The 12,598-nt window shown below is 59.8% G+C and carries 10 protein-coding genes; 5 read left to right on the forward strand and 5 right to left on the reverse strand.

Annotated elements, in window-relative coordinates; translation table 11 throughout:
* Positions 1–27: 27 nt before the first annotated feature.
* The 3 genes from N7U68_RS19975 to N7U68_RS19985 all read right to left on the reverse strand — a co-directional run bounded on the left by N7U68_RS19975 (position 28) and on the right by N7U68_RS19985 (position 5,310).
* On the reverse strand, positions 28–2,787 hold the full coding sequence (locus N7U68_RS19975; RefSeq protein WP_165192605.1) for an aminotransferase class I/II-fold pyridoxal phosphate-dependent enzyme: 2,760 nt from the start codon (positions 2,785–2,787) through the stop codon (positions 28–30).
* Positions 2,788–2,873: 86 nt separating this feature from the next.
* Positions 2,874–3,902 carry a carbon-nitrogen hydrolase family protein gene (locus N7U68_RS19980; RefSeq protein WP_263047953.1) on the reverse strand — a complete coding sequence of 343 codons (1,029 nt, stop codon included), beginning with the start codon at positions 3,900–3,902 and terminating at the stop codon, positions 2,874–2,876.
* 136 nt (positions 3,903–4,038) lie between these two features.
* Positions 4,039–5,310, reverse strand: coding sequence for an NAD(P)/FAD-dependent oxidoreductase (locus N7U68_RS19985; RefSeq protein WP_263047954.1), 1,272 nt, complete (start codon positions 5,308–5,310; stop codon positions 4,039–4,041).
* A gap of 90 nt (positions 5,311–5,400) precedes the next feature.
* Here N7U68_RS19985 and N7U68_RS19990 point away from each other — a divergent pair, with 90 nt between their 5' ends.
* On the forward strand, positions 5,401–5,796 hold the full coding sequence (locus tag N7U68_RS19990) for a rhodanese-like domain-containing protein (protein WP_263047955.1): 396 nt from the start codon (positions 5,401–5,403) through the stop codon (positions 5,794–5,796).
* 9 nt (positions 5,797–5,805) lie between these two features.
* Here the strand turns inward: N7U68_RS19990 and N7U68_RS19995 are convergent, their stop codons facing one another.
* The gene (locus N7U68_RS19995) at positions 5,806–6,672 is read right to left on the reverse strand and encodes an alpha/beta fold hydrolase (RefSeq protein WP_263047956.1); all 867 of its coding nucleotides are present in this window, start codon (positions 6,670–6,672) and stop codon (positions 5,806–5,808) included.
* A 93-nt stretch (positions 6,673–6,765) separates the two neighbouring features.
* Here N7U68_RS19995 and N7U68_RS20000 point away from each other — a divergent pair, with 93 nt between their 5' ends.
* Complete coding sequence (locus N7U68_RS20000; RefSeq protein ID WP_165192595.1) at positions 6,766–7,080, forward strand: hypothetical protein; 315 nt, start codon at positions 6,766–6,768, stop codon at positions 7,078–7,080.
* A 24-nt stretch (positions 7,081–7,104) separates the two neighbouring features.
* Here the strand turns inward: N7U68_RS20000 and N7U68_RS20005 are convergent, their stop codons facing one another.
* Positions 7,105–8,487, reverse strand: coding sequence for a M20/M25/M40 family metallo-hydrolase (locus N7U68_RS20005; protein ID WP_263047957.1), 1,383 nt, complete (start codon positions 8,485–8,487; stop codon positions 7,105–7,107).
* A 197-nt stretch (positions 8,488–8,684) separates the two neighbouring features.
* On the opposite strand from N7U68_RS20005, the gene hemA reads away from it, so the two are divergent.
* The 3 genes from hemA (at position 8,685) to ispG (ending at position 12,502) form a co-directional block, all read left to right on the forward strand.
* Entirely contained in the window at positions 8,685–9,908 is a 1,224-nt protein-coding gene (gene hemA, locus N7U68_RS20010) for a 5-aminolevulinate synthase (RefSeq protein WP_263047958.1), read from the forward strand.
* 111 nt (positions 9,909–10,019) lie between these two features.
* Entirely contained in the window at positions 10,020–11,252 is a 1,233-nt protein-coding gene (locus N7U68_RS20015) for a helix-turn-helix domain-containing protein (RefSeq protein ID WP_165192589.1), read from the forward strand.
* 116 nt (positions 11,253–11,368) lie between these two features.
* Positions 11,369–12,502 carry a flavodoxin-dependent (E)-4-hydroxy-3-methylbut-2-enyl-diphosphate synthase gene (ispG, locus tag N7U68_RS20020; RefSeq protein ID WP_165192587.1) on the forward strand — a complete coding sequence of 378 codons (1,134 nt, stop codon included), beginning with the start codon at positions 11,369–11,371 and terminating at the stop codon, positions 12,500–12,502.
* Positions 12,503–12,598 lie beyond the last annotated feature (96 nt).

The following is a 12,598-nucleotide window of genomic DNA, read 5'->3' on the forward strand; positions in this document are numbered from 1 at the left end:
CGTATTTTCTGTTTTATCAGTTTCTTATTATGTTTTCTGTCGTTGCACGTTCAGCTTGAGCCGTGCTGCGTTGGTCTTGATCTGCTGTTTCAATGCGTCCTTGGCAAAGACGCGCAATCCCAGATCGGGCCGGTAGCCGTGGATTTCGCTGACATCCAGTGCGCGCATGAACGCAAGGATGCCTTCGCTGACGACCTGTCCGGGGACCAAGATTGGAAAGCCGGGCGGGTAGGGGATGATGAACGAGGCCGATACGACCTCTTCGCCACTTTCCATTGCCTCCTTGAGCGAGCCGTTCAGTTCCAGATAGTCACAGTTGCGTTCATCGTAGGATAGAAAGAACGCCGAGCGGATGTCGCCCTCGGACGTTACGTCATCGGTGCGGAACGCGTCGTGGAAACGGCTGAAGTCGGGCAGGGGCGGCAGGTCGTCCATCAGGTTCGCCACGCGTTTTTCAAACCCGCGCCGTTCCATCATCGATGCGTCGTCGATGAGATCATCCAACTCCTTGGCAATCTCGACCAGCACTTCGATCAGATAAGCGACCGAACTGCGCGTGGTGCCGATATTGGTCATGAAGAGGACTGTGTTGCGCGACGTCTTGTTGATCTGGATGCCGTATTTATCCATCAAGATTTCGGTCTTGAACGTGTCGCCATCCCAGCCTGTGCCACCGACAGCGAGCGTGACGCGCGTTGCATCCAGCACGAATTCGTCTTTTTCCCAGCAATCCCAGATATCGGTCCAACCTTGTTCGGGATCGTAATAGCTTTGGACCCCGCTTTCGCGATGGGTCTCTGGAATCATGTCGCCTGCGGTCAGCACCTTGAAGTACTTTTTCAGCAGGGGGTGGGTGGAAATTGCCCGCCGCATCGACATGGCCGCCTCGACCTGCCGCTGGACAAATTCGAAACCTTCCAGCTCTACCTGCCTGCGGCCGACATCCAGCGATGCGATGATCTGGTAATTGGGCGAGGTGGATGTGTGGGTCATGTATGCTTCGTGGAACGATGCCTCGACCTCGCCTTTGAAGTCCTGATCGTTGACGTGGATCATCGACCCTTGGCGCAACGAAGTCAGCGTCTTGTGTGTCGACTGGGTGGCATAGACGCGCACGCGTGCATTGGGTGGTGGAATGAGCCGGGTATCGAGCAGGGTCTCATCATCTGCGTCTTTCAGCTTGGCCTGTTGTTCCGCGTAGGCGGCGGCATGCGCATCACTGCGCAGGCGTTCGCGCAGGGTATTGGCTGCGTTCATGCCGGTGCGTTGCCGGTAAGTGGGGCCGAACCGGGCAAAGGCAAACCATGCCTCGTCCCACAGGAAGATCAGGTCTGGTTTGATCGCCAGACATTCCTCCATCATCCGTTCGACATTGTAGACGATGCCATCAAAGGTGCAGTTGGTCAGCAACAGCATCCGCACGCGATCCAGCTTGCCTGCCGCCTTGAGCGCCAAAAGCTGGTGCTTGATCTCGCGCAGGGGGACCGCGCCATACATGGAATATTCATTCAGCGGATAGCTGTCGAGGTAACAGACCTGCGCGCCGGCCAGCACCATGCCGTAGTGGTGTGACTTGTGACAATCGCGGTCGATCAGGACGATATCCCCCGGCCTGACAAGGGCTTGGACGACGATCTTGTTGCAGGTCGAGGTGCCGTTGGTAGCGAAATAGGTCTGTTTCGACCCAAAGGCACGGCTGGCCAGCCGCTGTGCCTCTTTAATGGGGCCGTGCGGTTCCAGCAGGCTGTCCAACCCGCCGGACGTTGCAGACGTTTCGGCAAGGAAAATGTTGGGGCCGTAGAACGCCCCCATGTCCTGAATCCAATGCGAGCGCGAGATGGATTTGCCGCGGCTGATCGGCATCGCGTGAAAAACGCCGGTCGGTTGCTTGGAGTATTCCACAAGTGCTGTGAAAAAGGGCGTGTTGTAGCGTGATTGCACGCCGCGCAGGATGTTCAGGTGCAGTTCAAGGAAATCTTCTTGGTTATAGAACACCCGGCGACAGATCCCCAAATCCAGCCCGGCGATGTCCTCGACTGATCGTTCGGTGATCAGGTAGGCGTCGAGTTCGGGACGGACCTTTGCGATCATCCGGCAGAGTTCCGGGCCGTAGTTCTGTGGCTCGAGGTTTTCGAGTGCCTCCAGCCCACCCGCGCGGTTCAGATAGCGGGTCAGGATGGCCAGTTCGACCTTTGATTCCAGTATCAGACCGGGTCGGACAACGATGGCCTGAATATTGTGGTTGAAGAGGATACCGATCAGCGCATCCTGAAGGCTGGGAACAACCACCGTTTCATAGTGAAACTGGTCTTCGGGGCGGCGCATCTGGGCAAAGTTGGACTTCATCCAACGTTCCTGATGCTCGTTCAGATTGTCGACGATCATCACTTCGAAGTAGGGTTTGCTGAGGGCGCGTGCCTCTAACGACTGGATTGCCTCATCTTCGTGCTCGTCCAGATCAGAACTGTCACGATCAAGTGGAATGTGGCGCCGACGGTACGCGCCGGTTGTCAGAGCGCGCGTAATACGCTGCACGGAAAACGCGAGATCGGCAAAATTTCGGTGGTCGAAATGGCGGCGCAGCGTGTCAAAGGCCTGAACCCCGGGAAAGGCCCAGTAAGCTTCGATCAGGGAGAGAGAATCGAAAAGCTCGGTGATTTTTTCCAGATTGGCCTTGGCATTTCGCCCCTCTGGAGCGCGCGACAGGGCATCGGCGGCCTCGCGTAACTGGCTCCACCTGTCCGAGCGCAACTGGACGGCAGAATAATAGTCACCCATTGATTGCATAGATTTAGTCCCCGCTGTTATGCGACCGATCTAAAATGCACTAGATATGGTACAGGCAGTCGATGATCGGCCGCTATTTTTTTGTGTCAGACGGTGTAGGGCACTGCCTCCCTTTCGTCGCTTTTTGGTTGTTCGTTTGCCTCGGCCATTGCATTTGGCGCGATCAGTGCCCCTTTGAACACTTCGGTCGCGCTTGCCAGTTCAACATCTGAACGCTGTTCGGCCACGTTTGGTTCCTCACTGCGAAGTCCTGCGCGTGAGCCCTGTTTGGGGATTTCCAGAGCGCCGAGCGAATGCAGATAAGCATCGGTGCCGCTGGCGCGGTCATAGACCGAGAAATCAACCGATCGGTCGCGGAAACTCTTGAGCACCTGACCCAGTCCTTTCATGCCCGCCTCACGTTGGCGGCGCACATGATCCAGATCCATCTCAATCGGGAACATGTCCTCTTGGCCGGCCGATTGGTGCAGCACCGTGGCAGAGGGGTCAATGACGCAGGATTTACCCACGCCGCCCGCGCCCAGACCGTTCACATCGACCACGTAACACTGGAACTGTGCGGCGGTCGCACGCGCGATGCTGAGCTCCGCGTCGCGGTCGGTGGTGCCGGTCAAAACCGGGTGCAGCAGCACCTCGACGCCCTGAGACGTCAGCTGTCGGGTGGTTTCGGGGAACCAGATATCATAGCAGATCGACAGGCCAAAGCGGCCCACATCAGGCACGTCAAAGACGCAGAAACCGGTGCCCGCCTCAACGCCCGCCTCGTAGGGGCGGAAAGGAAACATCTTGCGGTAGTTGGCGATGATTTCGCCAGCCGGATTGATCACGGTCGAGGTGTTGTAGATGCGTCCGTCTTCGGCGGTCTCGAACATCGAACCGGGGATCAGCCAGATATTGTGTTTGATTGCTGCCTCGCGAAAACGATCAATCGTCTCGTTGAGCAGTGGCAGAGAAAACTTGGTCAGCGGGCCTAATGGCGCAAGTTCCGAAAACAGAACCATCTGTGTCCACGGGAAGCGGGCCATAAGCACATCAAGCCGGTGGATCATTCCATCCACGTTTGGTTGTAATGCATTTACGTACATCTGTACGCCTGCAACGGCAAATGGCGTCATAAAATAGGCTCTCCTAGCGCGTTCGCGTCGCCCGCCGTCGCGGTTTAGCGCGGTCCTGTTCGTTCGGGCTTTACCACCTTACGCCAATAGGATCGGGAATAACAACAGCGCATAAATGCCTGTATGTCAGGTTGTTTCACAGGCTGCGGAAAAGTTGATTTGCAGTAAATGCGACCTCAAGCGCGGCTTGCTTGAGCTTACGCAGGGGCACCTTTTGCAGCGATGTCGGCGGAACTGGAAGCGCGTCGGGTCCACCCCCTGTCAATGCGGCGGCCAGCCCGGCGCCGAACACAGTGCCCGGCCCGATCCCCCGGCCATTGTAACCGATTGGGGCATATAGGTTTTCGGCAAGCTGATAGATGCGCGGCAGATGGTCTGGCGTCATGGCGATACGCCCGTGCCACGCGGTTTCGAAACGGACCTTGCCCAGTTCGGGAAAGAGCCGCCTGATTTGGCGTGTGGCCCAGCGGTGTGACAGCCCCTCTGCGCCACCGATCACGGACCCCATCGAGCCCACGCAGATGCGCCCTTCGACGTCACGTCGAAGAGAAAACATAATCGTGCCGGTGTCCCACATACCCTCGCCGTTGGGCAGGATATGCGCCGCCTGCGACCCCATGGGTGCGGTGGTGAGCTGAAAGTAATGAATGGGGGTGAAGCATCGCTGAAGTTCGGGCCAGAGGCCGTCGCTATAGCCGTTGGTACAAAGCAGAACGTGGCGCGCGTGTAGCGTGCCGGTAGACGTCTGCAACCGCCAGAGGCCGCCGTCACGGCGAAGGTTCTGAACCGGGGTTCCGGTGCGTATTACGGCCCCGGCGCTGCGCGCGGCGCGGGCCAACCCGCGTACGTAGCCAACCGGATTAATGGTGCCCGCGCGTGCATCATATAGCCCGCCATGCAGTGCCTGCGTGCCGATGCGTTCGGCCGCCTCATCGCGCGACAGCAGTTGCACCGGCGCGCCGAGGCGTTGCCATTCATCGGCTCGGGCGCGCAGGTCGGTCATGCCGCCGGAGGTGCGCGCGGCGTGGATCGTGCCAGCGCGGGTTGCTTCGCATTGCATCTGATGGCGTTGGATCAGGTCGAACACCATATCCGGTGCGTTGCCCAGCAGATGCACCAGACGGGACCCGATCGTATCGCCCAGCTTGGCACGACAGACCTGCGGCGGCAGCCATAGGCCGGCGTTCACCAGCCCGACATTGCGCCCCGATCCGCCATAACCGATCGCTTGTGCCTCCAGCACATGACAGGCCATTCCGGCCTCGGCGGCATGCAGGGCGGCGGACAGCCCGGTAAAGCCGCCGCCGACAATTGCCAGTTCTGTGGTGGTATCGCCATCAGGCTGGTCAAGGATATCGGGTTCCTTGGTGGAAGCGTTCCAAAGAGAGGGGGGCGCGGCGACGGTCAAGGCAGACGATCCTGTGTTGCGGGTTATATCGGGATGGTTGCACCAGATTTCGGGGCATGTCACGCTCTGTGAGTGTCAAAGGAGATGCCCATGCAAAAACTCAGGACAACCGCCGCAGAGATGGTTGAAGCCGCCCGCGCGCGGATTGACGAAATCGAGACAGATGACCTGATCGCGACACATGCGGCTGCGGATGTCGTGATCGTCGATATTCGCGATGTGCGTGAACGTCAGCGCAGCGGATATATCCCTGGCAGCGTCCATGCCCCGCGCGGAATGATCGAATTTTGGGTCGATCCGGACAGCCCGTATCACAAGGACGTCTTTGCCCAAGACGGTAAGCGGTATGTGTTCCACTGCGCCTCTGGCTGGCGGTCGGCGCTGACCGTGGCGATGTTGCAGGACATGGGCTTTGACGCGGCGCACCTGAAGGATGGGTTCTCTGGCTGGGTCAAGGATGGCGGTCCGGTCGAGACTGCGGACTGAACAGCGGCGTCAGACGCCTAGGAACCGTTTGAGCGCGTGCAATGTATCGCGTGGAGTCGTGTCGATGAAAAAATGTCCGCCGGGGATGGGGTTGGCTTGCATGTCGGTGCAATACTGCGACCACACCTGTGGCACGTCATAGGCGCGTGCCATGACCCCGTTCGCGCCATAGAGGATCAGCGCGGGGCAGGTGATTTGCGCCCCTAGATCGGCCGCATCATCGTCAAAATCATGCGTCAGCCCGGCCCGGTAATCGTTACATATGCCGCGGATCGTGTCCGGCTCGCGCCAAGCGGTGCGGTAGGCCGTCAGTTGGGCGGGGTCGAAATCGCTCAGGTTGGAGCCGCCCCAACCGAGCAGGCAGGCGTGGAAATAGGCGTCAGGGTCGTGCCCGATCATGGTTTCGGGAAAGGGCGCGGGCTGAGCCAGAAAGAACCAGTGATAATAAGCTGCGGCCACGTCGCGATGCAGGTCGGCCAGCAGGTGATGCGTCGGCACGATATCCATCAAGGCGATGCGCGTGACCGCCTCTGGCGTATCAAGGCAAAGCCGGTGCGCCACCCGTGCGCCCCGGTCATGGGCCGCCACGGCAAAGCTGTCATGCCCGAGATGCGCCATGAGGGCCCGTTGGTCCGCCGCCATGTGGCGAAAGCTGTAGTCGGACACGCCCTGCGGTTTATCACTGGCACCATAGCCGCGCAGATCGGGACAGATCACATGGTGCGTTTGCGCAAGGTCGGGCGCGATGCCGCTCCACATCGCGCGGGTCTGCGGAAAGCCGTGCAAGAGCAGCAGGGGTGGGCCGCTGCCGCCCGCGGAGTAGGCGATTCGCGTGCCGTTCAGGGTGACCGAGTGATCGGCGAAGCCGTTTATCATTGTAGGATTTAACCTCTCGGGTCATGTAAAATCAAACGGGTTAAGACGGCATTAACCAAGTAAGATGACTCTGTCCTGCAGGAGGTCCACAAGATGTTTCGAGTCTATCCGGCATTGTTGGCCGCAATGCTTGTACCCGCCGCCGCGTCAGCAGATTCAGTGGGCAACGCCTATGCGCTGTGCGGCGTATTCGATGGCACCGGGCTGCTGAGCGAACCCTGTAGCGTTTCCGGCTGGCATTCTGCCGTTGATGTCACGATGGACACATCCGCTGGCGAGGCACGCAAGATATGTGTCGGTGTGGCGCAGATGATGCGCAAAGAAGGCGTGCGTTTCGATCCGGGCTGGAAAATCCGGATTTATTCGCCCTACAGTGGAGACAACTCCATTGCACAATGCAATCTTTGACCGGGGGCCGGGTTGAAGCCTGATCTACGCAGATGAGGCGGAAAGCGCATCTAGGATGCGCGCCCAGCTACGGGTGCCTTTGTGAAAGCTCTCCATATCGTATTTCTCGTTTGGGGAGTGGATGGCGTCGTCATCTTTGCCAAAGCCGATCAGCATAGCATTCATGCCCAGCACTGCGCCGAAATGGCCGGCAATGGGGATCGAACCACCACAGCCGACATACGCCGCCTCTTCGGGCCATTCATTGCTGAGGGCGCGGCGCGCGGCCTCAAACGCGGGGGCCGATGTCTGCATGATACCGGCGCGGCTGCCGCCGTGGGCGTGGAACTCTGCCGTGACATCATCGGGAAGCTGCGTGGTGACATAGGCGCGAAAGGCGTCGCGAATGCGGTCGGGGTCTTGCCCCTCGACCAGACGAAAGCTGACTTTGGCGTGGGCTTCGGCAGGCAGCACGGTCTTGAACCCCGCGCCGGTGTAACCGCCCCAGATGCCGTTGACCTCTGCTGTGGGGCGCGACCAGACCATTTCGAGCGGAGTGCGATCCTGCTCGCCCGCAGGTGTGCTGAGGCCGACATCGCCCAGAAACCGCGCGTGATCAAAGCCTAAGCCCTCCCATTGCGCCCGCAATTCTGGCGTGAGCTCAGGGATGTCGTCATAAAAGCCGGGCAGGGTGACGCCCCCGATGTCGTCGTGCAGACCCGCCAGGATGCGGCTGAGTGTATGGATCGGGTTGGCCGCCAGACCGCCGAAAAAGCCCGAGTGTAGGTCAACGTCTGGGCCTTTGATGGTGACTTCTTCGGTCACCATGCCACGCAGCATCGTCACGATGGCGGGTGTTTTTGACTGGAACATGCCGGTGTCGCAGATCAGTGCCAGATCGGCGCGTAACTCGTGCGCGTTCTCTTGCATGAAGGGTACCAGCGAGGGAGAGCCGGATTCCTCTTCGCCCTCGAAAAAGAAGGTGATGGCGCAGGGCAGGGTGCCGTTGACCTCTTTCCACGCGCGGCAGGCCTCGACAAAGGTCATCAACTGTCCCTTGTCATCGCTGGAGCCGCGGGCACGGATCACGCGGCCTTTGGGGGTGTCTTCGATCTGGGGATCGAACGGGTCGGTTTTCCACAATTCCAGCGGATCGACGGGCTGAACGTCGTAGTGGCCATAAAACAGCAGGTGCGGGCCGTCCCCCGGCACATGACCCACGACCATGGGGTGGCCGGGCGTATCGCGGCGCTGGGCATCGATTCCAATGCTTTGCAGGTCGGCTACCAACCAGTCAGCGGCGGCGCGGCAATCAGCGGCATAGGCCGGGTCGGTCGAGATGGATGGAATACGCAACAGCGTCTGCAAGCGCGTCAGTGCATCCGGCAATTGGTCGTCGATACGGGACAAAACGGCGTCCAGAGACATGGGGAAACCTCGCAATGGGATATTTTGGGCTGAACGTATCAGGCGGCGCGGAACTGTCCAGCAGGTAGCGGCGGGGGTGGTCGTGGGTCGCGGCAATTTGTAAACTGTTGTGGCGTTGCGATGTGGTCTATATGCGACGGCGCACGCAAAGTACCGGGCCAGTGGTCGGGGATCAGACGTACTGGGGGATGGTGAGTTTGGACTATACTGCAAAACTGGATCAGGCGATCGGACGACTGCACGATGAGGGCCGTTACCGGACTTTTATTGATATCGAGCGGCGCAACGGGCATTTCCCGCATGCCACATGGCGTCGTGCGGATGGCAGTGAACGGCCCATCACGGTCTGGTGCGGCAATGATTATCTGGGCATGGGGCAGCATCCGGACGTGTTGTCCGCGATGCACGAGGCGCTGGACGCCACTGGTGCGGGCTCTGGCGGGACGCGAAACATTTCGGGCACGACGGTTTATCACACCGCGCTTGAGCGTGAATTGGCCGATCTGCACGCCAAGGAAGCGGCGCTGCTCTTTACCAGTGCATATATTGCCAATGATGCAACATTAAGTACGCTCCCTAAAATATTTCCGGGGCTCATTATTTACTCTGATTCACTGAATCATGCGTCAATGATCGAGGGCGTGCGTCGCAATGGGGGTGCCAAGCGGGTGTTTCGCCACAATGACGTGGTGCATCTGCGCGAGTTGATGGCGGCGGACCCCGCGGACGCGCCCAAGCTGATTGCGTTCGAGAGCATCTATTCGATGGATGGCGATTTTGGTCCCATCGAGGCGGTCTGCGATCTGGCGGATGAATTCGGCGCGTTGACCTATATCGACGAGGTACATGCCGTCGGAATGTACGGCCAGCGCGGGGCTGGTGTGGCCGAACGTGATGGGTTGATGGGGCGGCTGGACATCATCAACGGAACGCTGGCCAAAGCCTATGGCGTGATGGGGGGATATATAGCGGCGTCCGGTAAAATGTGTGACGCAATAAGGTCTTATGCGCCGGGCTTCATCTTTACATCCTCGCTGTCGCCAGCCGTCGCCGCCGGGGCAGCGGCCAGTGTTGCCTACCTGAAGCAGGATGCGTCGCTGCGTGAGGTTCACCAGACGCAGGCCCGTATCCTGAAGTCGCGGCTGAAAGCGATGGATCTGCCGCTGATTGACCATGGCAGCCACATCGTTCCGGTCGTCGTCGGCGACCCGGTCCATACCAAGGTTCTGAGCGATACATTGCTGGAGGATCACGGCATTTACGTGCAGCCGATCAACTATCCAACTGTGCCGCGCGGCACCGAGAGATTGCGCTTTACCCCGTCGCCGTTGCACGGGCCGGACGAAATTGACCGGCTTGTGCGTGCTATGGATGCGTTGTGGCAGAAATGTGCGCTGAATCGTGCCGATCTGGCTGGCTAAGGCTTGGCACGTGCAAAGAAAAACGTCATGTGGTATTGTATTGGGAAACAAAAGAGCAGGGTTCGAATCAATAATCGGGACCACAGGCTTTGACGACGAAGGGCAGGTTGCATGAAATTGCGTCGGTTTTCGCGCAAGATTGAAGTGAAAGAAGTCGAGCCAAAAGGCTTTGACAGCTTTGAACTGCGTCTTGGCGATCTGATGCGCGGTGAGCGCGCCACGCTGGGCAAATCCCTGCTGGATGTTGAGCGCGAACTGAGGATCAAGGCCAGCTACGTGGCCGCGATCGAAAATGCTGATCCCGATGCCTTTGACACCCCCGGTTTTATTCCCGGATATGTGCGTTCCTATGCGCGCTATCTCGGTATGGATCCGGATCGTGCCTATGCGGTGTTCTGTGCCGAGAGCGGATTTTCGACCGCGCATGGCATGTCGGCAGCGGCGTCGTCGATCCGCAAGGCTGATGACCCGATTTCCCGCGCCCAGTCGAAACGCGGTGATGATCGCCTGACATCGCCCAGCACGCCGTTCGTGCCCGCGACCGAAAGTTTGTTTTCAAGGATTGAGCCGGGCGCGATCGGATCGGTGACGGTTCTCGTCGCGTTGATTGCCGCGATTGGATATGGCGGCTGGAGTGTGCTGAACGAAGTGCAGCGCGTTCAGGTTGCCCCTGTCGAGAATACGCCGAATGTGCTGGCCGACCTAGATCCTCTGGAAGCGGCGAAGCCCGGACAGGGGACTCCGACGACGCTGGCAGGCAATTTTGCCGCGCCGGAAGATGACACATTGGTTCGACTGTATCGCCCCGAGGCGCTGGACGTGCCGGTAATGGTGGCGCGCGATGCGCCGATTTCCACACTGGACCCGAGCCAGATCGGGACGCTGACGGCGTCGATGCCGCAGACACCGTCGCAGGCCGCCAATCCGGGCCTAACGGGTATCGAGGCGGCCGTAGCGGCGGCGATCAATCCTGGTCTGGTCAGTCCGCAGGTTGTGGCACCACCGACACCCGGCGTGCAGATGGTGGCCGTGCGCCCGGCATGGGTGCGTGTGCGCGCGGCTGATGGCAGCGTCATTTTCGAAGGCATTATGAACGCGGGCGACAGCTATGATGTGCCCGAGACCGAAGTGCCGCCGACCCTGCGTGTGGGCGAATCCGGTGCGATCTATTTCCGCGTGGACGGGCAGCATTACGGACCTGCCGGGCCGCGTGGGTCTGTGACCACCAATCTGGCGCTGGCGGCAGCCGATCTGTCGGGAACATTGAGCGTTGCAGACCTGACGCAAGATTCTGACCTGTCGCGTTACGTCGCCGAGCTGGCACAGGCGCCGGGCCAGCAGTAAGCAGCCCTTTGCATTGTCAAACTGGCGCGGCTTTCCGCGCCGCAGCGATTGCAGCGGGCGGCATGTATCCTTATCTTGGCCCCAAGTCCGAAACCGCGAGGCGAGGAGCCTGAGCTATGTCGCTGAATCACATTCGCCCTTGGCGCAACATCTACCGTCGGGAGAGCCGCCAGATCCATGTCGGCTCGGTTCCGGTTGGGGGTGGTGCGCCGATCAGCGTACAGACGATGACCAACACCGCAACGACGGATGTGGCCGCGACTGTGGCGCAAATTCAGGCCGCAGCAGATGCGGGTGCGGATATTGTGCGGGTTTCGGTGCCTGACGAAGCGTCGGCCCGCGCGATGAAGGATATCGTGCGCGAAAGCCCGGTGCCGTTGGTGGCGGATATCCATTTTCACTACAAGCGCGGCATCGAGGCTGCCGAGGCAGGCGCTGCCTGTCTGCGGATCAACCCCGGCAACATCGGCAGTCCAGAGCGTGTGCGCGAGGTGATCGCGGCGGCGCGCGATCATGGCTGCTCGATCCGGATTGGCGTCAATGCGGGCAGTCTGGAAAAGCATCTGCTGGAAAAATATGGCGAGCCGTGCCCCGACGCGATGGTGGAAAGCGGGCTGGAGCATATTCGCATCCTTCAGGATAATGATTTTCACGAGTTCAAGATCAGCGTGAAAGCGTCGGACGTTTTCATGGCTGCTGCTGCCTATCAGCAATTGGCCGAGGCCACGGATGCCCCCATTCATCTGGGCATCACCGAGGCAGGCGGGCTGATCAGCGGCACGGTGAAATCCGCCATTGGCATGGGTAACCTGCTGTGGATGGGCATCGGCGATACGATCCGCGTGAGCCTGAGCGCCGACCCTGTGGAAGAGGTCAAGATGGGGTTTGAAATTCTCAAATCGCTGGGCCTGCGCCACCGGGGTGTGAACATCATCAGTTGCCCCAGCTGTGCGCGGCAAGGCTTTGACGTGATCAAGACGGTCGAGGCGCTGGAGCAGCGGCTGGAGCATATCAAGACGCCGATGAGCCTGAGTATCATTGGCTGTGTGGTCAACGGGCCGGGCGAGGCGTTGATGACCGATGTGGGCTTTACCGGCGGTGGCGCCGGGTCAGGCATGGTTTATCTGGCGGGCAAGCAGAGCCACAAGATGAGCAATGATCAGATGATCGAGCATATTGTCGAGCAGGTCGAGCGCCGCGCGGAACAGATCGAAGCCGAAAGTGCCGCCGCAGAAAAGGCCGCAGAATAGCGTGACACGACGCCGGAACGTATGTCAGTGGTCCGTTTGTTTTAGGCGGTGCTAATCGATACTGATCGCGGCGACGTCGCCATCGGCAGCCTGATC

The organism is Roseovarius pelagicus (genome assembly GCF_025639885.1).
In the GTDB taxonomy this organism is placed as follows: domain Bacteria; phylum Pseudomonadota; class Alphaproteobacteria; order Rhodobacterales; family Rhodobacteraceae; genus Roseovarius; species Roseovarius pelagicus.